Origin of the sequence: Nocardioides sp. NPDC023903, assembly GCF_040639295.1 — a bacterium.
Classification (GTDB): Bacteria; Actinomycetota; Actinomycetes; order Propionibacteriales; family Nocardioidaceae; genus Nocardioides.
In genome coordinates, this window is the sequence record NZ_JBEZZS010000005.1 from 46396 (window position 1) to 69424 (window position 23029).

Annotated in this window: 26 protein-coding genes; 6 read left to right on the forward strand and 20 right to left on the reverse strand. The window is 69.6% G+C overall.

Going from position 1 to position 23029, the window contains the following annotated elements; all coding sequences use genetic code 11:
• Positions 1-10: 10 nt before the first annotated feature.
• Genes AB0F44_RS07945 through AB0F44_RS07970 form a run of 6 tightly spaced genes read right to left on the reverse strand, consistent with a single transcriptional unit; the run spans position 11 to position 5157 of the window.
• The gene (locus AB0F44_RS07945; protein WP_357354271.1) at positions 11-964 is read right to left on the reverse strand and encodes a PDR/VanB family oxidoreductase; all 954 of its coding nucleotides are present in this window, start codon (positions 962-964) and stop codon (positions 11-13) included.
• Positions 965-987: 23 nt separating this feature from the next.
• Positions 988-1746, reverse strand: a complete 759-nt coding sequence (locus tag AB0F44_RS07950) for an SDR family NAD(P)-dependent oxidoreductase (RefSeq protein ID WP_357354273.1) — start codon at positions 1744-1746, stop codon at positions 988-990.
• The gene (locus AB0F44_RS07955) at positions 1743-2273 is read right to left on the reverse strand and encodes an aromatic-ring-hydroxylating dioxygenase subunit beta (RefSeq protein ID WP_357354275.1); all 531 of its coding nucleotides are present in this window, start codon (positions 2271-2273) and stop codon (positions 1743-1745) included. The genes AB0F44_RS07950 and AB0F44_RS07955 overlap by 4 nt, the downstream gene beginning before the upstream one ends.
• On the reverse strand, positions 2266-3576 hold the full coding sequence (locus tag AB0F44_RS07960) for an aromatic ring-hydroxylating dioxygenase subunit alpha (protein WP_357354277.1): 1311 nt from the start codon (positions 3574-3576) through the stop codon (positions 2266-2268). Before AB0F44_RS07960 ends, AB0F44_RS07955 begins: the two co-directional genes overlap by 8 nt.
• Position 3577: 1 nt before the next feature.
• Complete coding sequence (locus AB0F44_RS07965; RefSeq protein WP_350838665.1) at positions 3578-3964, reverse strand: hypothetical protein; 387 nt, start codon at positions 3962-3964, stop codon at positions 3578-3580.
• Positions 3965-4002: 38 nt separating this feature from the next.
• On the reverse strand, positions 4003-5157 hold the full coding sequence (locus tag AB0F44_RS07970; protein WP_357354279.1) for an acyl-CoA dehydrogenase family protein: 1155 nt from the start codon (positions 5155-5157) through the stop codon (positions 4003-4005).
• Positions 5158-5354: 197 nt separating this feature from the next.
• Between AB0F44_RS07970 and AB0F44_RS07975 the strand changes: the two genes are divergently transcribed.
• From AB0F44_RS07975 to AB0F44_RS07995, 5 genes are all read left to right on the forward strand, one after another.
• Positions 5355-6872, forward strand: a complete 1518-nt coding sequence (locus AB0F44_RS07975) for an ATP-binding protein (RefSeq protein WP_357354281.1) — start codon at positions 5355-5357, stop codon at positions 6870-6872.
• Positions 6873-6978: 106 nt separating this feature from the next.
• A complete protein-coding gene (locus AB0F44_RS07980) occupies positions 6979-7506 on the forward strand; it encodes a flavin reductase (RefSeq protein ID WP_357354284.1) in 528 nt (175 codons plus the stop codon).
• Positions 7503-7793 (forward strand): hypothetical protein, encoded by a 291-nt coding sequence (locus tag AB0F44_RS07985; RefSeq protein WP_357354286.1) that lies wholly within the window; start codon positions 7503-7505, stop codon positions 7791-7793. Before AB0F44_RS07980 ends, AB0F44_RS07985 begins: the two co-directional genes overlap by 4 nt.
• Positions 7790-9058 carry an amidase gene (locus tag AB0F44_RS07990; RefSeq protein WP_357354288.1) on the forward strand — a complete coding sequence of 423 codons (1269 nt, stop codon included), beginning with the start codon at positions 7790-7792 and terminating at the stop codon, positions 9056-9058. The genes AB0F44_RS07985 and AB0F44_RS07990 overlap by 4 nt, the downstream gene beginning before the upstream one ends.
• Before the next feature lie 117 nt (positions 9059-9175).
• A complete protein-coding gene (locus AB0F44_RS07995; RefSeq protein WP_357354290.1) occupies positions 9176-9829 on the forward strand; it encodes a response regulator in 654 nt (217 codons plus the stop codon).
• Positions 9830-9836: 7 nt separating this feature from the next.
• Here AB0F44_RS07995 and AB0F44_RS08000 read toward each other — a convergent pair whose 3' ends face one another.
• From AB0F44_RS08000 to AB0F44_RS08035, 8 genes are all read right to left on the reverse strand, one after another.
• Complete coding sequence (locus AB0F44_RS08000; protein ID WP_357354292.1) at positions 9837-10403, reverse strand: nuclear transport factor 2 family protein; 567 nt, start codon at positions 10401-10403, stop codon at positions 9837-9839.
• A gap of 100 nt (positions 10404-10503) precedes the next feature.
• Positions 10504-11565, reverse strand: coding sequence for an acyl-CoA desaturase (locus AB0F44_RS08005; RefSeq protein WP_357354294.1), 1062 nt, complete (start codon positions 11563-11565; stop codon positions 10504-10506).
• Positions 11566-11570: 5 nt separating this feature from the next.
• Entirely contained in the window at positions 11571-12419 is an 849-nt protein-coding gene (locus tag AB0F44_RS08010; RefSeq protein ID WP_357354296.1) for an ABC transporter permease, read from the reverse strand.
• 1 nt (position 12420) lies between these two features.
• The gene (locus tag AB0F44_RS08015; protein ID WP_357354298.1) at positions 12421-13161 is read right to left on the reverse strand and encodes an ATP-binding cassette domain-containing protein; all 741 of its coding nucleotides are present in this window, start codon (positions 13159-13161) and stop codon (positions 12421-12423) included.
• Entirely contained in the window at positions 13158-13979 is an 822-nt protein-coding gene (locus AB0F44_RS08020) for an alpha/beta hydrolase (protein ID WP_357354299.1), read from the reverse strand. The genes AB0F44_RS08015 and AB0F44_RS08020 overlap by 4 nt, the downstream gene beginning before the upstream one ends.
• Positions 13980-14065: 86 nt before the next feature.
• Entirely contained in the window at positions 14066-14728 is a 663-nt protein-coding gene (locus tag AB0F44_RS08025; RefSeq protein ID WP_357354301.1) for a response regulator transcription factor, read from the reverse strand.
• Positions 14725-15924, reverse strand: a complete 1200-nt coding sequence (locus AB0F44_RS08030) for a histidine kinase (RefSeq protein WP_357354303.1) — start codon at positions 15922-15924, stop codon at positions 14725-14727. Before AB0F44_RS08030 ends, AB0F44_RS08025 begins: the two co-directional genes overlap by 4 nt.
• A 128-nt stretch (positions 15925-16052) precedes the next feature.
• A complete protein-coding gene (locus AB0F44_RS08035; RefSeq protein ID WP_357354305.1) occupies positions 16053-16517 on the reverse strand; it encodes an SRPBCC domain-containing protein in 465 nt (154 codons plus the stop codon).
• A 97-nt stretch (positions 16518-16614) separates the two neighbouring features.
• Here AB0F44_RS08035 and AB0F44_RS08040 point away from each other — a divergent pair, with 97 nt between their 5' ends.
• Complete coding sequence (locus AB0F44_RS08040) at positions 16615-17085, forward strand: helix-turn-helix domain-containing protein (RefSeq protein WP_357354307.1); 471 nt, start codon at positions 16615-16617, stop codon at positions 17083-17085.
• 61 nt (positions 17086-17146) lie between these two features.
• Here the strand turns inward: AB0F44_RS08040 and AB0F44_RS08045 are convergent, their stop codons facing one another.
• The 6 genes from AB0F44_RS08045 to AB0F44_RS08070 all read right to left on the reverse strand — a co-directional run bounded on the left by AB0F44_RS08045 (position 17147) and on the right by AB0F44_RS08070 (position 22939).
• Positions 17147-18448, reverse strand: coding sequence for an MFS transporter (locus AB0F44_RS08045; protein WP_357354309.1), 1302 nt, complete (start codon positions 18446-18448; stop codon positions 17147-17149).
• Positions 18449-18558: 110 nt separating this feature from the next.
• Entirely contained in the window at positions 18559-19125 is a 567-nt protein-coding gene (locus tag AB0F44_RS08050) for a MarR family transcriptional regulator (protein ID WP_350660093.1), read from the reverse strand.
• 73 nt (positions 19126-19198) lie between these two features.
• The gene (locus AB0F44_RS08055) at positions 19199-20323 is read right to left on the reverse strand and encodes a CapA family protein (protein WP_357354311.1); all 1125 of its coding nucleotides are present in this window, start codon (positions 20321-20323) and stop codon (positions 19199-19201) included.
• The gene (locus tag AB0F44_RS08060; protein WP_357354313.1) at positions 20320-21138 is read right to left on the reverse strand and encodes an amino acid ABC transporter ATP-binding protein; all 819 of its coding nucleotides are present in this window, start codon (positions 21136-21138) and stop codon (positions 20320-20322) included. The genes AB0F44_RS08055 and AB0F44_RS08060 overlap by 4 nt, the downstream gene beginning before the upstream one ends.
• Positions 21135-22031 (reverse strand): amino acid ABC transporter permease, encoded by an 897-nt coding sequence (locus AB0F44_RS08065; protein WP_357354315.1) that lies wholly within the window; start codon positions 22029-22031, stop codon positions 21135-21137. Before AB0F44_RS08065 ends, AB0F44_RS08060 begins: the two co-directional genes overlap by 4 nt.
• Positions 22028-22939 carry a transporter substrate-binding domain-containing protein gene (locus AB0F44_RS08070; RefSeq protein WP_357354317.1) on the reverse strand — a complete coding sequence of 304 codons (912 nt, stop codon included), beginning with the start codon at positions 22937-22939 and terminating at the stop codon, positions 22028-22030. The genes AB0F44_RS08065 and AB0F44_RS08070 overlap by 4 nt, the downstream gene beginning before the upstream one ends.
• Between the last annotated feature and the right edge of the window lie 90 nt (positions 22940-23029).

Consider the following 23029-nt stretch of genomic DNA (forward strand, 5'->3'; position numbering starts at 1 on the left):
GGCGATGGCGTCAGTACAGCTCGATGACGAGCTTCGAGCTCTTCGCTCGGGAGACGCACAGCGCCATCTGGTCGCCGGCTTCCTTGTCGGCGGCGGAGAGGCAGTTGTCCCGATGATCGGGGACGCCTTCGAGGACTCCGGAGACGCACGAGCCGCAGATCCCCTCCTCGCAGGACTTGAACACGTCGATCCCGTTGTCGGTCAGCACCGACAGGATCGAGCGGTCGGCGGGGATCTCGAAGGACTCCCCGGTGTCGAGCTCGACCGTGAACGAGTCGTCCTCGGAGGTGTCGATCTCGGCAGCCTCGAAGTGCTCGACGTGTACGTTGCGCTCACCGACCACGGGCGCGGCCACCGCGGTCACCTGCTCCATGAAGCCGGTCGGGCCGCAGGTGTAGACGTGGCTGCTCGCAGTCATCGCCTCGAGCGCGACGCGCATCAGCGAGCCCTGGTCTGTGCGAGGTACGCCCAGGTGGATATCGACGCGGGCCGCGAAGTCGGCGCCCTCGAGCAGGTCCAGGAAGGCGGCATGCTCACGGGATCGGGCGAAGTAGACCAGCCGGAACTCCTCACCACGCTCATGCAGCGCGTAGGCGAGGCTCAGCATCGGGGTGATCCCGACGCCTCCGGCGACGAGCAGGTGCTGGTCGGCGCCCTCGACGACGGAGACGAGGTTGCGCGGCTCCCCGACGGCGAGGACGTCGCCCTCGCCCACCTCATGCAGCGCCGAGCTGCCGCCGCGCGAGTCCGGCTCGAGCTTGACCGCGATCAGCTGTGACTCGCTCTCGGACGGCGGGCTGCACAGCGAGTACTGGCGCAGTACGCCGGTCGGGCCGACCACGTCGATGTGGGCTCCGGCCCGGTAGGGCTCGAACGGGCGGCCGTCCTCACGGACGAGCCGCAGCGTACGGATGTGCGGGGTCTCGACCCCGATATGAGTGACACGCACCTTGATGTCGGTCATCGATCTGCTCCTCTCGGTGGTGATCAGCGCACGTAGAGGCCACCGTTGGCGTCCCAGCACGCTCCGGTCACCGAGGCCGCGCCCGGCGAGGCCAGCAGCGCGACCATCTCGGCGATGAACTCGGGGCTTCCGAGCCTGCCCACGGGGATGGTCTCGGCGAACCGGTCGACGTTGTCCTCGCCGACGATGCGGCGTACGACGGGGAGGTCGAGCGGTCCGGGCGAGACGGCGTTGACGGTCACTCCGGAGCTCGCGAGCTCGCGGGCGAACACCTTCGTGGCCGCCAGCACCGCGCCCTTGGATGACGCGTAGTGACCGCCGGTGGCGGTGCCGCCGTTCTGGCCGGCGAGGGATCCGAGGTTCACGATCCGGCCGTAGCCGGCGGCGACCATGTGCCGTCCGAAGACCTGGCAGGCGGCGAAGGTGCCGCCGATGTTGACCGCCATCACCGAGGCGAGTTCCTCGGGGGAGATCTCCAGCAGCGGGGTCGACTGGGTCCGGGCGGCGTTGTTCACCAGGACATGTACGTCGCCCCAGCTCTCCAGCAGCGTGGTCAGCAGGTCCTCGATCGCATCCCGGTCGGTGACGTCGAGGCCGTACGCACGGGCGGTCTCGCCCGTACCGTCCAGGTCGCCGGCCACCGTCGCGGCGGCCGCTTCGTCGATGTCCACGACGGCCACGCGGTGCCCGCTGCGGTGCAGGTGAGCGGCGATCACCGCCCCGAGACCGTTGCCGGCGCCGGTGACGACCGCGACCGGCCGACCCTCGGATCGCGATGTCACAGCAGGAACCCGGCCGCCGGGACGGCGGCCTCGCTGTCGACCAGGCGGATGACCTTGAGCACGATCAGGTCCTCGGCCGGGGTGGCGCCCAGCCGGATCCGGTACTCCACGTCACCGGCCCAGAGGTCATGCCGGCCGCGCTTGAACGCGACCAGCACCTGGGAGGCGCGCAGCACGACCTCGGCATCGGAGACCTCGACGGGTACGAACCGGGAGACGGTGCGGGTGGTCGTGGCCGAGTCGACGGCGGCGAGGGCGTACCCCTCGGTCATCCGTGTGACGCGCATCGCGCGCATCCGGGCGTCGTCGTAGACCATGTTCAGCGTGTTGTCGAAGTCGGTCGTGGTCGGGTCGATCGGGATGACGTAGTGCCCGTCCGCGGCGTAGAGCGCGTTCCACGCCTCGTACTCCTTGCGGTCGAGCAGGTCGGCCTCCCGCCAGGCCAGCTCGATCCCGCGCAGCACGCGCGGGTCCGCCAGCGACGTGGCAGTCGTGTCGGTGCGGGTGTCTGGGAGGGTCTCAGTCATCGCTCATCATCTGCTTCCACTGGGCGTACGCAGCGCGCATCCCGGTCTCGTCGGTGACATGTGAGGTCGGCCAGCCCTCGGGGCTCGGCTTCTCCCGAGCCGCACCGCGGTTGACCAGGATCGGCATCTCGGGTGCGCCCTGCGCGCCCCGCTGGACCCGGTCCCATCCCTCCGCGTCGTCGGGGGTGCCGAAACCGAACGGCCCCTGGAAGTGCTCGTGCACCCGCAGCCGGGCGCGGTTCACCGGGCCGACGACCTCGTCGGGGCCGTCGGGGCCGATCGCGACGTGCTCGATGACCGTCCTGTCGACCGAGATCGGCCGCAGAACCCGGAAGAACGCCGCGGACATGGAGACGTTCGGGAAGAGGTTGAGGTTGAAACCGGTGCCGTGCATCGCCAGGACCACCTTGCGGATCGCCGAGTCGGACAGGCCGGCCGCACGCAGGTCGGCGATCAGTCCGTCGAACCGGTCCTGAAGCTTCTCGGTGCCGTCGTCGGCGTCGAGGTCGGAGTGCTCGGGCACCATCTGCATGACGCTGTGACCGTTGCCGAGGTCGTGGGTGATCGCCTCGGGGTCGGTCATGAACGACATCATGTCGGCGGTCTCGGCGTCGACCGACGCCATCCAGGAGCGGTGCACGATCGGGAAGTGGTAGCCGTCGGTGGTGTTCTCCAGCTGGATCTTCCAGTTGCCGCCGAAGGTGAACTGGTGGGTGCCGAGCACCTTGACCGGGTAGCCGCCGCCCTGCTTCATGAACCGGTCGATCCACACCTTCACGTCGCCGAGGAACTCCTCGAGCGGCTCGATGTCCTCGTCGAGGGTGGCGAAGACCATGCCGCCGTACGACTCGGTGCGCAGCCGCTTGAGCGAGAGCTCGCTCTTGTCGAGCACACCCTCGTAGCCCTCCGGGTAGGGGATGCCGCGCAGCTTGCCGTCGAGGCTGTAGGACCAGGCGTGGTAGGGACAGGTGAAGCCGTTGGCCTCGCCGGTCCGCTTCTCGCACAGGCTCGCTCCGCGATGCCGGCAGCGGTTGACGAGAGTGTGGATCGCGCCCTTGCGGTCTCGCGAGACGATGACCGGCTGCCGGCCGACGTACGTCGACTTGAAGCTGCCGGGCTTGGGCAGCTCGCTCTCGTGCGCGACCCAGATCCAGGTGTGCTCGAAGATCCGGGTCATCTCCTGCTCGAAGATCTCGGGGTCGGTGTACATCCGGCCCGCGACCCGGCCGTCCTGGACCAGATCGGCCGGGGCGAGGTCGTACACGTTTGCTGCGGTGATCTCGGTGGTGATCTCGGTGGTCATCTCAGTTCGCCTCCGCGGGCTCGTAGGAGCGCGGGGTGAGGGCTCTGCCCATCCGCGCCTCGACCTTGGCGTATCTCCAGAGCTTGAAGTCGCCCTCCCCCACCGCGATGGTGCGGAACAGGTTGCAGGCGGCCCTGACGGTCTCCTGGGTGTCGACGTCGGCCAGCAGGTAGCAGGTCCACGGCCAGGAGTCGGAGGGGCCGACCAGGTGCGCGTCGTCGTCGATGTCCCCGATGAAGTCGACCCCCGGCAGCGCCTTGATGCCGTCCATCATCTCGACGAAGGCCCTCCACACGTCGTCGACGGTGACGCCGGCGCTGGGCAGGTCGAAGAAGTTCTGGTTGATACCGATGCAGAACAGGACGCGGAGTGGTGTTGGCTCACTCATCGGGTCTCCTTGGGGTCGTGGGTGGCTGGTGGATCCGCTCACATGAATCCGGGGACGGTCGGCTCCTGGCCGAGCAGCACCGCACCGGCGGCGTCGTACATCGAGGGGCCCAGGAAGGCGTGCACCTGCGGCACCTCGGCGTCGCGGCGCAGCCGCTGCAGCGGATGGCGGTTCGCGATGGTGCCGGTGCCCGAGATGGTGCAGAGGTCGGCGACGATGCGGGCCGCGGTGGAGGCCAGGTGGGTGGCGGAGAGCCGGATCCGGGCATGCTGCTCGGGGCGGACGTCATCGCCGGCGACGACGCTGCTCCAGACCTCCTCGGCGACCTCGTAGTAGAACGCGCGGGCCGAGCGCAGCGCGGCGTAGCTCTCGGCGTAGGACGTGCGGTAGTACGCGCGGGCGGCCAGCGGCGGTGCGCCGGTCACGCCCGTACGCGAACCCGCCTCCTGGGCGAACGTGAGAGCCGCCTGCGCGACCCCGAGGCCGACCGCGGCATGGACCTGCGCCTGGTAGCCGATCGTGGGATAGCGGAACAGCGGCTCGTCGACGGTCGGCTCCCCACCCCGGACGAACGTCCACTCGCGGGCGACCTCGACCTCGTTGACGACCAGGTCGAACGAGCCCGACGCGCGCATCCCGGCGACGTCCCAGTCCTGCACGATCTCGACCTGCTCGGGTCGCAGCAGCGCGGTTCTCGGCTTGCCTCCGGAGGCGTCGTCGCTGGGGATGCCGACACCGAGAACGTCGGCGCCCATGCAGCCGCTGGCGAACTTCCAGCGACCGTCGACGACGAAGCCGTGCTCGGTGGGGGTCACCGGCTGGACCGGGAACAGTCCGCCGGCGAAGACGAGATCGGGGCCGTCGGCGTACAGCTCGGCCTGGGTCTCGAGCGGGAGCGCTGCCAGATAGGTGAGTGCGGAACCGAAGGCCGCGACCCATCCGGTCGAGCCGTCGACGGCCGAGATCCGCTCGACGACCTGGAGGAAGTCGGCCGGGGCCATCGGCTCGCCGCCAAACATCCGCGGCGTCGAGCTCCGGTAGACGCCGACCTGCTTGAGCCGGTCGACGAAGTCACGAGGTACGTAGCTCTGCTCGTGGAACTCACCCCGACGGGCCGCCAGCTCCGACAGGACGTCCTCCAGGGTGAGCGGCGCAGCGGCCGTCTCCGGCTGGATCTCCTGGGTCTGGGCCATGTCGGCTCCTCTGGGTTGGATCGGATGAGTCGGGTCGATGTGTCGGACCGGTCGGGTGCCGACCGCCGGGTTCGACGCTATGAGGCTCCGCGTGCGGCGGGAATTGGGAATGCCCGGCCCGGATGAGGGGGCCTCACTGCCCCGCGTAGGGGATTTCTTCAGCGCCTGGGCATGATCCGGCGACCTATCCTGACCAGATGCAGGTCGACCCACAGGCGCCCGAGCTGGTCCATACCGACTTCCTCGCGATGATGAACGCGACCTCGTTGTGCGTGCTGATCCACGACGCCGAGACGCAGGACATCATCTGGGCCAACCCGGCCGCGTGCGAGCTGCTCGAGTGGAGCGTCACCGAGCTGCGACCGCTCAAGGCCGACGAGATGAGCAGCTCAGCCCAGGAGTACGACCGCGTGATCGGCAGGGCGTGGTTGCAGGAGGCGGTCGAGAAGGGCCGCAGCAGGATCGAGTGGCACTACCGGTCGAGCACCGGCCGGGTGGTCCCGACCGAGGCGGTCGCCACCCGCGTCGAGCTCGCCCAGGGTCCGGCGGTGATGGTGCAGTTCCGCGACATCGAGCGCGAGCAGGCGGTCGAGCGCGAGCTGCGGCAGACCACGGCGTACGTCGAGACGCTGAGCCGGCACACCGCCGCGGGGGTCGTCGTGCTGAACCCGGAGGGCGTCGTCGAGCACGTGACCGACCAGGCGCTCGCCCAGTTCGGGGTGTCCCGCACCGACATGGCAGGGCACCGTCTGGACGACGTCGCGTCGGTCCAGATCGACCGGCGGGGCGACCGCGAGCGCACCGGCTGGTCGGCGGCGGTCGGCGCGGCCGACCCGATCGCCACCGTCCGGCTGCGGCTGCGCCGCCGCACCGGACCCGGGCCCGCCCGGTCCGCCTGGCTCGGCGGAACGCTCGAGCGGATGCACCAGCCCGGGGTCGTGGAGTTCGTGCTGACCGTCTACGACATCTCCGAACGGGTGCGGGCCGAGCAGGCGTACGACCAGGAGAACTACCTGGCCCGCTACAACGCGATGGGTGACATGGCGATGGCGATCGCCCACGAGCTGGGTCAGCCGCTGGCCGCGGCGAACAACTTCCTGGCCGGCGTCCGCGCCCGGGCACGGACGCTCGAGGGCTGCGCCGAGATAGCGGGCGCCACCGAGATGCTCGCCTTCGGGCTGGACGGCGCCGAGCGCCAGATCGAGCGGGCGGCGACGATCGTCAGCTCCGTACGCTCCTATGTCGGCCATCTGGAGCAGGTCTCGGGCCGGGTGGACCTCAACGACGTGGTCGAGGAGTGCCTCTACTTCGTCGGGCTGCGGGCGGACCCCGCCGGGATCGAGGTCGAGCTCGACCTCTGCTCGGACCCGGTCCCCGTACGATGCGAAAGGGTGCTGACCGGGCAGGTGGTGCTCAACCTCTGCTTCAACGCCGTCGACGAGCTGAGCCAGTGCGAGCCGGATAGCCGGGTGCTGCGGATCAGCACCGGCACCGCGACGTACGACGGGAAGACCTCGGGCATGGTGACCGTCGAGGACCGCGGGCGCGGCCTGACCCAGGACCCGTTCGCGGAGTCGTTCACGTCCAAGGAGCGCGGGAGCGGGATCGGGCTGGCCCTGAGCTACCGGATCATCACCCGTCAGCACGGCATGATCTGGGCGGAGTCACGGGAGGGCGGCGGCACCCGATTCGCGTTCACGCTGCCCCGCGCGTAGCCCGCAGGCGTAGGGGAAATCCTCATCGTCCGTCGAGGAACTCTCGATTCCGCGTCGACGCGACACTGCCTACGGTCGAGGTATCCGACCCGGTAGGAGGCCCAGGTTGTCCACCACGACCCATCCCGAGCTGACCCCGACCCAGCGCGCCTTCCGCGCCGCGATGTCGAATCTGTCGGCAGCGGTCAACATCGTCACCACCGACGGCCCACGCGGGCCGGCCGGCATCACGGTGAGCGCGACGTGCTCGGTCACCGACAGCCCGCCGACGATGCTCGTCTGTGTGAACCGGTCCAGCTACACCCACGACTTCTTCGTCGAGAACAAGCGGGTCGCCATCAACGTGCTCGGCGCCGAGCAAGAGCCGATCGCGATGCGATTCGCGGGAGCGAGCGACGTGTCGATGAGCGACCGGCTCTCCGAGCCGGAATGGGAGCACGACAGCCACGGCGTCCCCGTCCTGCGCGATGCCGTCGCGACGGTCATCGGGCGGGTTGCGGATCACCGTTCGCACGGCTCGCACACGGTTCTCTTCGTCGAGGTCGACGCCGTCAACAGCCGCGACGACACCGGCGGCCTGGTCTACTTCCAGCGCCGCTTCCACACCCTGCACCCCACCGAGCTCTCCGCATGAGCCGACGGAGCGCGACGATGATGGAGGCCGGGGCCCGGATGGCGCTGATGTGCTACACCGACACCCACGGGTACGGCTGGCAGCACGTGGACCTCTTCGTCCACGACGCCTCCGGCCACGAGCTCAACTGGGTGCACTGGGAGGTCCCTGGCGACGGCCCCGAGATCGCCGACCAGGTCACCTCCCGGGTCGAGCCGACCCTGCGACGCACCTCTGAATGGCGCCATGCCGTGTCCGCCAGCGGGATGGACTACTGGACCGCCGACGCCAGCTGGGAGGACGCATGAGCACGTCGCTGTGGCAGCCCTGGTCGCTGCGGGACCTCGTCACCGACCTCGCCCGAGGCGCCACCACGCCGGCCGAGGCGATGGCCCGCTCCGCGGAGCGGATCGCGGTGACCGAGCCCGGGCTCAACGCTTGGGTCGTCCGTCAGGACCCGTCCCCGGAGACTGGGGCCGGGCCCTTGGCGGGTGTGCCCCTGGGTGTGAAGGACATCATCGACGTCGCCGGCCTGCCGACCAGATGCGGCTCCGGGCTCCGCGCGGACGTCGCTCCCGCCGACAAGGATGCCGCGATCGTCACGGAGTGGCGCCGGACCGGTGCGGTGCCGGTCGGCAAGACCGTGACCACCGAGTTCGCCTTCTTCTCCCCCGGCCCCACCGCCAACCCGGCCGCGACCGACCACACGCCGGGCGGCTCCTCCAGCGGCTCGGCAGCGGCCGTCGGCGCCGGCCAGGTGCCGCTCGCCCTGGGGTCGCAGACCGCCGGCTCAGTGACCCGCCCGGCGGCGTACTGCGGGGTCGCGGCCCTGGTGATGACCAACGGTCGCTACCCGGTCGACGGCGTCACCGGGCTGAGCCCGAGCCTCGACAGCCATGGTGTGTACGCCGCCACGGCAGGTGACCTCGCGCTGGCCTGGTCCGCGCTGAGCGGCGGCGTGGACGTCGCCCGACCGGGCGCGCCTCGGCGAGGCGAGCCGCTGCGCGCGCTGCTCTGGTCGGCCGCGCCGATCGGCGTCCTGGACTCCGCGATGCGGGGCGCCCTGGAGACCAGCCGGGCCGCGCTGGAGGCCAGCGGCGCCATCGTCCGCGACTTCCCCGAGGAGCAGCTCGTCGCCGACCTCGCCTCCGCGCACCCCGTGGTCATGGCGTACGAGGCGGCCCGCGAGCGCTCCGCGGAGCTGGCCGCGGCCGACCAGCTGTCCGAGCCGTTGGCCGGGCTGCTGCGTACGGGTGCCGAGACCAGCCGGAGCGACTACGAGGGAGCCCTCGACCTGATCGCGCGAGGCCGTGAGCGGGTCGCCGAGCTTCTCGGGGCGTACGACGTCGTAATCGGCGCCGCAGCACCTGGTCCAGCTCCCCGAGGGCTCGGCGCGACCGGTGACCCGGTGCTGAGCCGGCCGTGGCAGGCGCTCGGCCTACCCGTCGTGACCGTCCCAGGACTACGGGATGCTGAGGGCATGCCGCTGGGCATCCAGGTGGTCGGCCACCGCCTCGGTGAGGACCACCTCCTGGCCGCAGCGTGCACCGTCGAGCAAAGCCTGGTGTGCTGATCCTGGGCATATGGCCCTGGTCACACCACGAAGGATGGGTGAAACGCGATGACGAAACGGCTGAGTAACAGCGACGACGTACCGTCGACGACCATCCCCACGAGCAAGGCGACACCGATGAGCATCTCCGAACTCCCCCGACCGGAAACCGCCGCCGTCACCCGCACTCCGGTCGTCCACATCGTCGACGACGACCACGACCTGCGACAGTCGCTGGTCTTCCTGCTCGAGACCGTCGGCATCGAGGCACTGACCTATCCCGACGCGACCACGTTCCTCGATGAGTACGACGCGACCGAACCGGCCGTCCTCATCGTCGACGTCCGGATGCCCGGGGGCAGCGGCTTCCAGCTGCAGGAGACGCTGCGCCAGCAGGACTACCCGGCACCGGTCATCTTCTGCTCCGCACACGGCGACGTGCCCATGTCGGTGCGGGCGATGCAGCACGGCGCCGTCGACTTCCTCGAGAAGCCCTACGACTCCCAGCAGATGCTGGAGGTCGTCCAGGAGCAGCTTCTCGAGGCGAGCAAGCGGTTCGCCGCCGATGCCGTACGCCGCGAGGTGCAGACCCGGGTCGACCAGCTCACCCCACGCGAGCTCGAGGTCCTGCGCCTGGTCATCGACGGCCTGCCGAGCCAGCACATCGCCCGGGAGCTCGGCACGAGCGTCAAGACGGTCGACGTCCACCGAGCCCGGATCAAGGCGAAGACCTGCTCCGACAGCCTCGGCACGCTCGTGCGCGACGTACTCCTCTACCAGGTGAACGTCTGAGCTCTGCTCAGGGCGCCATCAGCACCGACGCCGACGGGTAGGACTCCGCCCAGGCCGGCGAGAGCGGTGCGATGAAGACGTTCTCGGTGCGGGTCCGGCTGATCCGCCAGGTTCCGTCGACCCGGCGGAAGGCGTTGTTCAGCCGGCTGGAGCGGAGCATCGCCTTGCCGTCGGAGAAGAGCCATGGCTGCATGTGGATCCACTGGCCCTCGGCCTCGTCACCGTCGACGTGGATCTGCTCGGAGGTCAGGTAGTGGGCGTTGAGCAGCAGGGCCGGGTCCTGCTTCTCTCCCCAGAACCTCTCGAAGTGCGCGCGGATCGCGGCCTTTCCCACGGCCTTGCCGAACTGACCGTCGTAGTACTCCCCGACACCTTCCCAGACCGCGTCCTCGGAGTAGAGGTCCATGATCAGATCGATCCGTCGAGCGTCGTCGCTGACGCCGAACTCGGGGCAGGGCGTGTCGCACAGGAACATGTAGCGCGCCTGCAGCCGGCGGATCTCCGCCTCCGACTCGAGGGCCTCCACCCGGCGCAGCAGAGCGGTGATCGTGTCGGTGTCAGGGGTGCTGGTCATGTCCTCACGCTAGGAAGCCCGAGCACCCGGCTCCAGTGGCAATGGCCGCAGTTCGATGAGGGAATCCCCTACCCCTCGTCCAGGGGCAGGGGGCTCCCGGTCAGCCCGTCCTGTTGACCACGACGAACGGGCAGGCGAAGGGGTCGCGGTCGCCGAGGCCGACGCGGTTGAGGTGGCGGACGACGATGGCGTACGACTCCAGAAGACCGGCCTCGGTGTAGGGGACGCCATGCTCGGCGCAGTAGGCGCGGACCAGCGGCTGGGCGCGGCGAAGGGTGCCGCTCGGCATGCTGGGGAAGAGGTGGTGCTCGATCTGCAGGTTCAGGCCGCCCATGAGCCAGTCGACCCAGCGCCCGCCGCGGATGTTGCGGGAGGTCAGGACCTGGCGGGAGAGGAAGTCGATCCTGGTGTCGCGCGGGACCAGCGGCATGCCCTTGTGGTTGGGGGCGAAGCTGGCACCCATGTAGACGCCGAAGACGGCCAGCTGCACGCCCAGGAACGCCGCACCGAGGCCGAGACCCAGAACCGAGCAGACCAGCACCGGCCAGCCGATCAGCCGCAGCGCCAGGAGCGCTGCCTCCGTACGCCGATGCTTGAGGTCTCGGTCGCCGATCACGGTGCGGACGGCGCCGACGTGGAGGTTGATGCCCTCGAGGGTCAGCAGCGGGAAGAAGAGCCATCCCTGGCGGGCGGTGAGCCACCGCTTGAAGCCCGTACGTCGCTCGACGTCCTCGGGCGTGAACAGCAGTACCGAGGGGCGGATGTCCTCGTCCGCGTCGACCTTGTTCGGGTTGGCGTGGTGGCGCGTGTGCTTACGCATCCACCAGCCGTAGCTCAGCCCGACGACCAGGTTGCCGAGGATGCGGGAGGCCCATTCGTTCTCCGGGCCCGAGGCGAAGATCTGACGGTGGGCGCCGTCGTGGGAGAGGAACGCCGTCTGGGTGAACAGGACCCCGAAGGCAGCCGCGACCAGCAGCTGCCACCAGGTCTGTCCGAGGGCGAGCAGGGCGATCAGCGCGAGCGCGAAGCCGGTGCCGAGGAGGGCCGCACGCCGGGCGTACGTCCTGGGCGAGCGCGCGAGCAGACCCTCCTGCCTGACGCGACTCATCAGCTCGGTGTAGGCGTTGACCTGACGGTGCGCCTGGCCCGGGAGCGTGGTCATCGTGGTCACCGCCCCAGGCGGCGCAGCCGCGCCATGGCCAGCGGCAGGCAGACCGCGATGATGGCGACCGGCCAGAGGACGGCCATGGTCAGCGCGTGCTCACCGACCCAGGTGGTGGCCGGGGCGGCCATGTTGCCGAAGAGCTCGCGGGTGGCGATGACGGTGGAGGAGAGCGGGTTCCACTCGGCGGGGAGGGCGAGCCAGCCCGGCATCAGGTCGGTCGGCACGATCGTGTCGGCGACCATGGCGAGCGGGAAGACAAGCGCGAAGTACTTCATCGCCGCCTCCGGACCACTGACCAGCAGTCCGAGCAGGATGCCGACCCAGGAGAAGGCCATCCTGAGGAGGACCAGGAGCCCGAGTGCGGCGATCACCGCGCCGAGGCCGAGATGGGCCTGCCAGCCGAACAGTGTCCCGAGCGCCAGCAGGATGGTCAGCTCGACCACGGCCAGGATCATGTCGGCCAGGGCGCGCCCGGCCAGCACCGCCACCGGCGACATGGGGAGGGATCGCATCCGGTCCAGCACCCCGCCGCGTACGTCCTCGGCGACCGAGATCGTCGTGTTGCCGATGCCGAACGCCATGGTGAGCGCGAAGAGGCCGGGTAGCAGGAACTCGCGATACTCCGCGCCCGGCACGTCCATCGCGACCCCGAAGGCCTCACCGAAGACGAAGCCGAACATCGCCACGGCCATCACCGGGATCATCAGGGTGCCGAGGAGCTCGTCGGGGCGGCGTACGAGATGGAGGAGGTGGCGCTTGGCCACGACCCAGGTGTCGACCGCCGCCCACGTGATGCGTGATCCGTTGGTCTCGGCGACGTCGGTCATGGCCCCAGTAATGGGCACAGTCATCTCAGGCCCCCTCGGTCAGCAGCAGGAACGCCTCGTCGAGGTCACGGCCGCCGACGCTGGACTTCAGCTCGGCGGGCGACCCCTCGGCGACGACACGACCGCGGTCGACCATCGTGATGCGTGAACACAACCGGTCGGCCTCCTCCAGGTACTGGGTGGTCAGCAGCACGGTCGTGCCGGAGTCGGCCAGCTCGCGGACCGCGTCCCAGACCTCGAGGCGGCTGCGCGGGTCGAGGCCGGTGGTGGGCTCGTCGAGGAAGAGCACCCGAGGGCTGCGGATGAGGCTGACCGCCAGGTCGAGCCGCCTGCGCATGCCTCCGGAGTAGCCCTTCACCGGGCGGCCGGCGGCCTCGACGAGGTCGAAGCGCTCGAGCAGCTCGTCGGCTCTCTGTCGTGCCGCCCGTGCCCGCATCCGGTGCAGACGGGCGAACATCTCCAGGTTCTGGCGGCCGCTCAGGATCCCGTCGACCGCGGCGTACTGTCCGGCGATGCCGATGCGCGCTCGGACGCCGGCCCGGTCGCGGGCGACGTTGCGGCCGGCGACCCAGGCCTGGCCGGAGTCGAACGAGGCAAGGGTCGCCAGGATGCGTACGGTCGTGGTCTTGCCGGCGCCGTTGGGGCCGAGCAGGCCGTGGACGGTGCCGGCCGGGACGGCGAGGTCGATGCCGTCCAGGGCGGCGCCGCGGCCGGGGTAGCTCTTGCGGAGTCCCTGGGTCCAGATGGCGGGTTCGTCGGTGATCATGCTGCTGCCTCCATGGCTGCGATGGGTCGTGCGGGTCGGGGTGTGCGCGGGGCGCTGGTGAGGCCGGCCGGGGTGACCTCGTCGTAGCGGCCCAGCGCGATCCGGGCGATGTTGAGCAGCGACTCGCTGCCCTCGGCGTAGTAGCCGCAGTGTCCGGGGATGTCGCCGGTGCCGAAGCGGGTCGCGGCGAGCTCGGGATGGAGCGGGCCGCGGCCCAGACCGAGGCGGCCGAGCCGGACCTGCGGGACCAGCCGGATCCGGTCGGTCTCGCCGTACGCGGCCCAGAGCCGGGTGCGTGACCCGAGCTCGGAGCGGTGCACGACGCCCATCCCGGGACTGCCCAGCGCCACGCAGTCCTCGGCGCGGGCGCTGGCGAGGGCGAGGCCGGCGACCGTCGAGCCGTAGCTGTGCCCGATCAGGGTGAGGTGGGCGGCGCGCGGCAGGTAGTGGGTGAGGTTCGCCAGATCCTGCGCACCGGCATAGGCCGGGCCGTTGGTGATCGCGTTGTACCACTCCGGCGGCGAGTGGTAGCCCAGCCAGACCACGACCGCCGACCGGCTCTCCGGCGCGATCGCCTGCATCGTACGCAGCAGCAGCTGCCCGCGGGAGCGCGGACTGTGAGCCTCGGTGCTGGTGAAGTAGTTGCTGAGGTGATGGCCGTTGCCGGGCACCAGGACCGCGATGTGGTCGGCGGTCACGACGTCCCCGAAGGCCTCGACGACACGTGCGCCCCCGGGAGGGTCGCAGGCGAGGAGATTGGGTCCGATGCTTGCATCGGCCTCGTTGAGGCCGTATCTGAGCGGCGTCACAACTGTCATGGCTGTGACGGTAGGAATCAGGTCTCCCGCCGCGCGTCACTCCCGGGAGCCATTCGACCCCCTACCGGGGTAGTGCGGGATGCCCCTTAGACGTGGGGTGCGACGAGGCCGCTCTCGTAGGCGAACACCACGGCCTGGGCCCTGTCGCGCAGGCCGAGCTTGCCGAGGATGCGGCTGACGTGGGTCTTCACGGTCTGCTCGGCGAGGAAGAGCTCGGCAGCGATCTCGCTGTTGGAGCTGCCGCGGGCGATGTTCTCGAGCACCTCGCGCTCGCGCTCGGTGAGCTGCTTGAGGCGCGGGTCGGCCCGCCGGCGGCGCGGGGCACGGGCGAACTGGGCGATCACTTGCCGCGTCACCGACGGCGAGAGCAGCGCCTCGCCGGCATGGACCACCCGGATCGCGGAGGCGAGCTCGTCGGGCGATGCGTCCTTGAGCAGGAACCCGCTGGCGCCGAGGCGCAGCGACTCGTGGACGTACTCGTCGGCGTCGAAGGTGGTCAGCATGACCACCTTGGTCTGTGAGGTGGCCGGGTTCTCGGACAGCTGCCGGAGCGCCTCGATCCCGTCCATCACCGGCATCCGGACGTCCATCAGCACCACGTCGGGATGCGTACGCCGCACCACCTGCAATGCCTCGGAGCCGTCGGCGGCGGTGCCGACCACCTCGATGTCTGGCTGGGTGCTGAGCAGCGCCACGAAGCCGGAGCGCACCATCTCCTGGTCGTCGACGACCACGATCTTCACCGTCACGGGGTCTTCCTACCGCGTTTGGCGGGTGTGCGCACCGCGGTTTGCGCCGGGAGCAGCGCCTCGACGACGAACTCGTTGCCGTCGGTGGCCCCGGCGGTGAGGCTCCCGCCGACCGCGCTCGCACGCTCACGCATCCCGATCAGCCCATGACCCCCGCCGCTGGTCTCGGTGGAGGAGACCGGGGCAGCACCGTCGAGCGGGTTGGCGACCCGGATCCCGAGGCCCTCCTCCCCCATCGTCAGATCGACGCCGACCGGCTCGTTGGGAGCGTGACGGCGGGCGTTGCTGAGTGCCTCCTGCACGATCCGGTAGGCCGCGGTGCCCACCTCCGGGGCCACGTCGGTGAGCTCCGGAAGCTCACCCCGCACCTCGACCCGCTGGCCGGTCCCGCGGGCCGACTCGAAGAGATCGGCCAGCCCGTCGATGCCCGGCACCGGGACCCGGCCCGACTGACCCTCTTCGGTACGCAGCACATCGAGCACTCCGCGCATCTGCCGCAGCGCCGAGGCGGCCAGGTCGGCGATCTCGGCGAACTCCGCCTCGGCCGCGGGGCTGACGTCCTCGACCCGGTGCGGCGCCGATCTGGCCTGGACGGTGATCAGCGACATGTTGTGGGCGATCACGTCGTGCAGCTCGCGGGCGATCCGGGCCTTCTCCTCGACGACCGAGCGACGCTCGTGCTCCTCCTGCAAGGCGCTGCGGCTCTCGGCCAGCCGTCTGGCGACGGCGGCGAGGGCGCCGAACAGCAGCGCGAGCGAGGCGAAGTTGGCCACCTCCACGAGCGAGTCGCCGATGTCGTTCCACGTCCATCCGACCACGGCCAGGACCACTCCGGCGGCGACCTGAATGGCCAGGGTGATCGCCGCCAGCCGCCACCCGGCGGCCAGGGTCAGCACAACCAGCACCAGAAGCTGGGTCAGCGTCGGCGGCGGCACCATCCATGGCCATCCGTCCTCGCTCACCCTCACGATCGCCAGTGCGGCCACGGTCACCGCGACCAGGGAGAGCCCGGCCGCCTCCACCGGACGCCGGAGCGCCAACGGAATCGAGGCGGCGTGCGTGACCCCGATCAGCAGAGCGACCCCGCCCGCGACCTCGTAGGGATCGGTGGTCAGGACCGCGGCCTCCACGATCGCGAGCACGGTCGCGGCGACGTACAACGCCAGACGACCGCGGCCGGGCCAGGTCTTCAGCATGTTCAAGTAATACCAGGCACGAGAGCACGGCCGACGGCCCATCGACCGCTCGAAGAGTGGTCACTTTGGGCCCTCCCGCACGGCTCCGGCGGGCCCAAATCGACCACTCCTCACCCACAGATGAGGCGTTACCGGCCTACCGCGGCCTTGTCCTCGTCCTGCGTTCGGATCGTGCCCTCACCGGATTCGATCCGGCCCTTCAGGCTGACGGTGATGTAGTGGGTCCAGGCGTCGTAGCAGACGTCGAAGCACTCGTCGCCGCGTTCGAGGCCCTCGTGGGTGAAGGTCACGCGGGTCTGCTCGCCGTCGCGGGCGATGTCGAACCGTCCGGTCGTGCCGATCCACTCCTTCTTGTCGGCGATGAAGTCGAGGTAGCCGTCGGTGAACTCCCACACGACGCGCTCCCCCGGGACCAGCTCCTTGACGAGCTGCTTGGAGTAGTGGATGTCCGGCACCAGATAGAACCACTCGGCACCGAGCTGGTCGGTGGGCCCGGCGATGTGGTGCCCCCACCAGGAACGTACGTCGTTGATGGCTTCGTACGCCTCCTGAGGGGTGGCGTCGACGGTGAAGGTTGCGGTCAGGTCGCTCATGGCTGTCCCCTTGGAATCGGCTGTGACTTGCATCATGCAAGTCCCACCGTAGACACAGGCACTTTCATCATGCAAGTGATTTGCTAGAGTCATCCTCGTGCTCGGAAAGACGTACGACGGCCAGATCTGCTCCATCGCCCGCTCCCTGGAGATCGTGGGCGAGCGCTGGACCCTGCTGATCCTGCGGGACGCGATCTTCGCCGGCGTCACGCGATACGGCGACTTCCAGCACAACCTCGGGATCTCCACGAACATCCTGAAGACGCGCCTCGCCACGCTCGTCGAGTCCGGCCTGATGACGCGCGATGACGCCGGTGACTACCGGCCCACCGCGATGGCCCAGGGCCTGCGGCCAGCGCTGATCGCTCTCACGGAGTGGGGCGACACGTGGTTCGCCCCCGACGGCCGGCCGATCGACTACCTGCACGCCGACTGCGGAGAGCCCGTCCACGTCGAGACGCGGTGCGAGCAGCACGGAGACGTCCCGCCCGACCAGGTCGTGGTGCGGCCCGGGCCGGGCATGCCCGCCGAGTACCTGGCGGCCCGGCGACCGATCCGAGAGCGATGACCGCCCGTTGACACAGCAGAGCCCGCCGCGAATCGTGCGGCGGGCTCTGCTGCATGGGGTCTCAGGCGTCGACGAGCTCTCGGTCGCTGGTCTCGCCGAGCCGGACCAGCGAGAACACGCTCAGCAGGCAGAACGCCGCGATGACCGTGGAGAGCATGACGGTGCTGGCGCCGGCCTTCTGCAGCGAGGCGAAGAGGAGCGGCGAGAGGCCCGCGCCCATGCCGGCGAGCTGGTAGCCGAGCGAGGCACCCGTGTAGCGCGACGAGGTCTTGAAGACCTCGCTCATCAGCGCGGCGAGCGGGCCGTAGAAGGCGGCATGGATGACCGACTGACCCAGGACGACCGCGAGCACCAGTAGCGCGACACTGCCGCTGTCGAGCATCGGGAAGAGCAGGTACGCGAAGACCGCGGTCGCGACGGCGGCGGTGAGGACCACCGGCCGGCGGCCGACCCGGTCGGTGAGCGCGGACCACCCGAGGATGCCGATGACCGCGCCGGCCGAGGAGACCGTCAGCGCGTTGAGCACCGTCGGGCGCTCGAAGCCGGCCCCGAGGGCGTAGCTGATCAGGAAGGTGGTCAGCGTCCCCTGCACGACGAAGGCACCGAGCCCGACACCGACGGCCAGCAGGAGCGTTCGCGGGTGGTTGCGAAGGACGTCGAGCAGCGGCGTACGCGCCTCTGCCTTCCTCTCCTTCATCGCCTCGAAGGCGGGCGACTCGGTCACGCTGAGGCGGATCCATAGGCCGACCGCCAGCAGGACGATGCTCAGCAGGAACGGCACCCGCCAGCCCCACGCGGTGAACTGCTCGGGCGTGGTGACCGAGGCCATCACCGCCATCACCGCGGTCGAGAGGACCATGCCGGCCGGGGCGCCGGCGTTGGTGAACGAGGCCCACAGCCCGCGCCGAGACGTGGCATGCTCGGCCGTGATCAGCACCGCGCCGCCCCACTCGCCGCCGATCGCGACGCCCTGGATGACCCGGAGCAGGACAAGGAGAACCGGCGCGGCCGCACCGATCTGGCCGTACGTCGGCAGGCAGCCGATCAAGAAGCTGACCACACCCATGATCAGCATGGTCAGGACCAGCATCTTCTTCCGGCCGAGCCGGTCACCGAAGTGGCCGAAGATCACGCCGCCGAGCGGGCGCGCCAGGTAACCGGCGGCGAAGGTGCCGAAGGACGCGATCGTGCCGGTCACCGGGTCGAGGTTGGAGAAGAAGACCTGGTTGAAGACCACGGCCGAGGCGGTGGAGTAGAGCAGGAAGTCGTAGTACTCGATCAAGCTGCCCGTGAAGCTGCTGGCCACGATCCGGCCCATCTGCGTACGTGGACCGGTCGTGCTGCCGCCGGAGGTGAGGGTCATTGGGGGCTCCATTCAGGATTCCTGTTTATCAGGATTCCTGGCAATTGTGAGTGACGCGCATCACGCCCGTCAACCCACTGCGAAGTCAGACCCGATGCGGATCCCCGGATCTAGGCGCCCTCAGCGCTCCCCGCGCGCTGCCCGGCGCGCAGCCGAACCGCTTCCCGCTCGGTGTCCTCGTCTCCGAAGTAGCCACCGGCCAACACCTCGGCCGCATGGTGGAGCGAGGAGAGCAGCAGACCCCGCTCGGCAGCCGGCATCCCCGCATAGATGCGGTCCTCGACGGCGATCATCTCGGCCAGGCAGGCGTTGAGCTTGGCGAGCCCGTCGTCGGTGAGGCGCGCGAGCCTGATCCGCCGGTTGTCGGGGTGGGGGGTCCGCTCGACGAGCCCGCGCGAGACCAGGTCGGACAGCACCAGATGGGCGGCCTGGGAGGAGACGAACATCAGCCGCGCGAGATCGGCGTTCGACCTCGGCACGTGGTCGCTCAGGATCAGGAGCATGCGGTATTCCGAGACCGAGATCGACTGCCTCGCCGCAATCAGCTCGGTCGCCCGCTGGAGTGCGCGCGCGAGCCGCTGGGAGACGTACTCGATCCGCGAGAACGCCGCCGTGGGAAGCCGCTCGGGTCCGACGGGCGCCGCGGGGCGCGGCGTGGCCGCTGGCTCTTCAGACATCGGGTGAACCACTTTCACATCAGGGCGAGGGCGGGATCAGAGTCTCCCATGAGGCTGTTCCGGGCAGCGGCGATCAGGACACGACCACCGCCTTCCCACCATCGGCCCAACGGAAGCTCGTCGTCAGCCCCGCTGTCCGGGAGATGCCCTCGATGTAGGCGACCACGGAGTCGCCCTCACCCTGCCCCAGTGGCGTCGGCCGCGCATGCTCATCGATCCAGCACGGGATGAAGGAGGGACGTACGCGATTGTCCTCGTCGACATCGATCACCGCGATCGCCGTGTTGCGGCTCTCCGGATGGAACGGGTACGCCGGCATGGTGGGGTCGGGCTCGAAGCCGTACAGCTCCCGCCGTCGCTTCGCCCACGCGCGCAACTCCTCGGAGTCGTTGTCGGCATCCGGGGTCAACGCGTCGGTGACCGTGACGAAGTTGCCGAGCCCGTGGAAGATCGGGGCGCCGCGGTAGACCTCGATCCCACGCATGATGTGCGCGTGGTGGCCGACCACCATGTCCGCGCCGGCGTCGACGGCCGCCCTGGCGACCTCGAACTCGTAGTCGGCGATCACCGCCGGGGTGTGCCCGATCCCCTTGTGGAGGGCCACCACCACGACGTCGACCCGCTCGGCCAGCGCGGCGACCTGGTCGGTCATCGCGCGCAGGGAGGTCTTGTCGCAGAACGTGTAGACGGTCGGCGGATTGCCCGGGTTGGCGTCGTCGAGCTCGTAGTGGGTGATCACCTTGACGTACGCCGCACCGGCCTTGAGGCTCGTCGCCCACGACTCCCGCGGACCCACGCAGTTGTAGCTGAGCACGCCCACGGTGCGACCCCGGACAGATGTCACCACCGGGGTGACCGCGGCGCCGACGTTCGCGCCGGTGCCCGTCGTCGCGATCCCGTAGGCAGCGGCCGACTCGATCGTGTCGATGACCCCCTTCGTACCGAGGTCGAACGCATGGTTGCCCGCGGTCGTGCCGACGGAGAAGCCGGCCTCTGCCATCGCGCGGAGCGCCTCCGGCTCGGCCGGCGGCGACGGGACGGTGATGCCGGTCGTCTCGGTCGAGGTCGTGTGCGGCACCTCGATCTGACCGATTGCGACGTCGGCCGCGCGCAGGATCGTCGAGCTGGGCTCGAAGAGCTTCTCCGTCTCGGGTTGCTGGAGCACGATGTCGCCGACTGCGGCGATGCGTACGGTCATGACGACACCTTCTCGAGGTCCACCGGAGAGCGACGCTCGCCGGAGTAGCGGGACAGGAACGCGCGGAGCCGCTCGGTGCGGGGATCGGAGAAGAACCGGTCCGAGGGACCCTCTTCGACGACCTTGCCGTCGGCCATGAAGACGCAGCGGTCGGCCACATCCCGGGCGAACTCCATCTCGTGGGTGACGACGACCATCGTCATCCCGGTCTCGGCGAGGTCCTTCATGACCTGGAGCACCTCCCCGACCAGTTCCGGGTCGAGCGCGCTGGTCGGCTCGTCGAACAGCACGACGCGTGGCCGGGTGGCGACCGCTCGCGCAATGGCCACCCGCTGCTGCTGACCACCGGACAGGTGACGCGGGTGCGCGTCGGCCTTGTCGGACAGGCCGACCCGATCGAGGAGATGGCGAGCGCGCTCCTCCGCCTGCCGTCGGGTCTGGCCGTGGACGGAGACCGCGGGCTCGGTGATGTTCTTGAGCACGGTCCAGTGCGGGAACAGGTTGAACTGCTGAAAGACCATGCCCATCCGCCGGCGCTGCACGCACACCCGGCTCTCGCTCAGCGTGCGGTAGCCCCCGCGATGAGCCTCGTAGCCGAGCAGTTCCCCGTCGAGGAACATGGCACCGCCGTCGATGGTCTCGAGCTGGTGGATGCATCGCACCAGGGTCGACTTGCCCGAGCCGGACGGCCCCAGGACGGCAACGACCTCCTGCTCGTTCACCTCGAGCTCGACACCGTCGAGCGCCACCTTGTCGCCGTAGCGCTTGCGTAGGTTCTGGACCCGGATGACGGGTTCCGTTGATGCCTGTGTCATGCGGGATCCCCTTCCAGGGAACGGGCTCTGGCGGATGTCGACCGGTCATAGCCGCGGCCGAGCCGCCTCTCGATGCGGCGCTGAACGAGGGTCAGCACCGTCACGACCAGGAGGTACCCGATCACGGCCACGAGAAGCAGCGGCACGACCTGGTAGGTCCGGCCGTAGATGATCTGCACGGAGTAGAGGAGGTCGGTCAGGGTGATCACGCTGACCAGGGAGGTGCCCTTGAGCAGCGCGATGAACTGGCTTCCCGACGGCGGCACGATCACCCGCAGGGCCTGCGGGAAGACGACCTTCCAGAACGTCTGACGCCCCGAGTAGCCCATGGCTCTGGCCGCGTCGCGCTGCCCGCTGTCGACCGACATGATCCCCGCCCGGATGATCTCCGCCATGTAGGCGCTCTCGTGCAGGCTGAGTCCGATGATTGCGGCGGTCAGCGGCGTGATGAGGTCGTTGACGGACCAGGACGCGAACCCGACCGAGAGCCGCGGCACGAGGTAGGCGAGGTTGAACCAGAAGATCAGCTGCACGAGCGGCGGTACGCCTCGCAGCAGACCGACATAGAGCTGGCAGGTCCATCGGATCGGGCCGAAGTCGCTCAGCTGACCGGCGGCCGCCGCGGTGCCGATCGCGGTGCCGAGTGCCATGCAGACGACCGTGAGGAAGAGGGTCATCACCAGGCCGGACATCACCGACGGGTCGAACATGAGGTCAGCGACGACGGCCCACTCGAACCGAGGGTTGGTCGCCGCCCAGATCAGGACCAGTACGGCGGCAACAGCGAGGGTCACCACGGACGCGAGCCGCCCCGGCCTGAACCTCGGCCGAGCGGTCGCCGCGTCGGGCAGCGCCGAGTCCGGCCGCGCAAGGAGCGTGTCAGCCACCGTCATGAGGGCTCACGCTTCGTGGTCGGGTTGATCAGCGGCTCCTCGACGGCGACCGGCTCCAGGCCCCACTTCTCCAGCACCTGCTGGTAGTCACCGTTGTCGAAGATGTTCTGGAACGCCTCGTGCATCGTCTCCCCCAGACCACTGTCCTTAGGGGTCAGCAGGGCAAGCAGACTCACGCCCGAACCCTGCTCGTCCGTCTGGGTGACGTAGTCGTACGTCTCGTCCGCGGCGGTTACGTCGAGCGCGGCGGTCTCGGTCATCCCGGCGAAGTCGGCTCGGCCGCTCTTCACCGCGAGGAGCGTGGCGTTGGTGTCGGCGTAGTCGGCACGCTCGTTGGCCGGCTCACCCCGCTCCGTGCACCAGGTGTTGAGCTTGTCGACCTCGCTCTCGGTGATACTGCCACCCACGATCGCGATGGTCTGGCCGCACGGCCCGTCGTCGCCGGTGAGCGCATCGGCGTTCTCCTTCGGGAAGACGTACGTCGTCCGGGTCTGCAGCCAGGTGATGGCGTCGAAGGCGCGCTCGCGTTCCGGGTTCGCCTGCACCGGCCCGTTCCAGGCCAGCCACCGACCGGACTGCATCCCGGTCAGGATGCTGGGCATCGACTGGGCGACCTCCATCCGCACGGGTACGCCGAGTTGCTCGCCCAGCACCTTCCACAGGTCGGGGTCGATGCCGGTGATCTCGCCGTCCTTCTCGACGGTGCGATAGGGCGGGTGCGCATCGCCCACGACGACCAGCTCCCCGGCGTCCTTGACGTTCTTGGGAAGCGCGTCGTAGAGCGGGGCGTCGGTGTTCACCTTCCCCGACGCCGCGCCCGGCTCCTCGGCGGCGCTGTCGGCGCAGGCCGCGAGAAGGACTCCGGCGAGGGCGATCGAGACAAGTGAGGCAGTCGTCCTTACCTGCATGGTGCACTCCAGTTCGGTCGTGATCCAGTCGTGCCGAAGGTCGTGTGACGTACGGCACTTCTCATGTGACTTGATATCAGCATCAGTCAG

Coding starts and splice junctions, on each gene's coding strand:
- AB0F44_RS07945 (WP_357354271.1), bottom strand. CDS start 964: ATGACCGACATCAAGGTGCGTGTCACTCATATCGGGGTCGAGACCCCG.
- AB0F44_RS07955 (WP_357354275.1), bottom strand. CDS start 2,273: ATGACTGAGACCCTCCCAGACACCCGCACCGACACGACTGCCACGTCG.
- AB0F44_RS07960 (WP_357354277.1), bottom strand. CDS start 3,576: ATGACCACCGAGATCACCACCGAGATCACCGCAGCAAACGTGTACGAC.
- AB0F44_RS07965 (WP_350838665.1), bottom strand. CDS start 3,964: ATGAGTGAGCCAACACCACTCCGCGTCCTGTTCTGCATCGGTATCAAC.
- AB0F44_RS07970 (WP_357354279.1), bottom strand. CDS start 5,157: ATGGCCCAGACCCAGGAGATCCAGCCGGAGACGGCCGCTGCGCCGCTC.
- AB0F44_RS07975 (WP_357354281.1), top strand. CDS start 5,355: ATGCAGGTCGACCCACAGGCGCCCGAGCTGGTCCATACCGACTTCCTC.
- AB0F44_RS07985 (WP_357354286.1), top strand. CDS start 7,503: ATGAGCCGACGGAGCGCGACGATGATGGAGGCCGGGGCCCGGATGGCG.
- AB0F44_RS07990 (WP_357354288.1), top strand. CDS start 7,790: ATGAGCACGTCGCTGTGGCAGCCCTGGTCGCTGCGGGACCTCGTCACC.
- AB0F44_RS07995 (WP_357354290.1), top strand. CDS start 9,176: ATGAGCATCTCCGAACTCCCCCGACCGGAAACCGCCGCCGTCACCCGC.
- AB0F44_RS08000 (WP_357354292.1), bottom strand. CDS start 10,403: ATGACCAGCACCCCTGACACCGACACGATCACCGCTCTGCTGCGCCGG.
- AB0F44_RS08005 (WP_357354294.1), bottom strand. CDS start 11,565: ATGACCACGCTCCCGGGCCAGGCGCACCGTCAGGTCAACGCCTACACC.
- AB0F44_RS08010 (WP_357354296.1), bottom strand. CDS start 12,419: ATGACTGTGCCCATTACTGGGGCCATGACCGACGTCGCCGAGACCAAC.
- AB0F44_RS08015 (WP_357354298.1), bottom strand. CDS start 13,161: ATGATCACCGACGAACCCGCCATCTGGACCCAGGGACTCCGCAAGAGC.
- AB0F44_RS08020 (WP_357354299.1), bottom strand. CDS start 13,979: ATGACAGTTGTGACGCCGCTCAGATACGGCCTCAACGAGGCCGATGCA.
- AB0F44_RS08030 (WP_357354303.1), bottom strand. CDS start 15,924: ATGCTGAAGACCTGGCCCGGCCGCGGTCGTCTGGCGTTGTACGTCGCC.
- AB0F44_RS08035 (WP_357354305.1), bottom strand. CDS start 16,517: ATGAGCGACCTGACCGCAACCTTCACCGTCGACGCCACCCCTCAGGAG.
- AB0F44_RS08045 (WP_357354309.1), bottom strand. CDS start 18,448: ATGACCCTCACCTCCGGCGGCAGCACGACCGGTCCACGTACGCAGATG.
- AB0F44_RS08050 (WP_350660093.1), bottom strand. CDS start 19,125: ATGTCTGAAGAGCCAGCGGCCACGCCGCGCCCCGCGGCGCCCGTCGGA.
- AB0F44_RS08055 (WP_357354311.1), bottom strand. CDS start 20,323: ATGACCGTACGCATCGCCGCAGTCGGCGACATCGTGCTCCAGCAACCC.
- AB0F44_RS08060 (WP_357354313.1), bottom strand. CDS start 21,138: ATGACACAGGCATCAACGGAACCCGTCATCCGGGTCCAGAACCTACGC.
- AB0F44_RS08065 (WP_357354315.1), bottom strand. CDS start 22,031: ATGACGGTGGCTGACACGCTCCTTGCGCGGCCGGACTCGGCGCTGCCC.
- AB0F44_RS08070 (WP_357354317.1), bottom strand. CDS start 22,939: ATGCAGGTAAGGACGACTGCCTCACTTGTCTCGATCGCCCTCGCCGGA.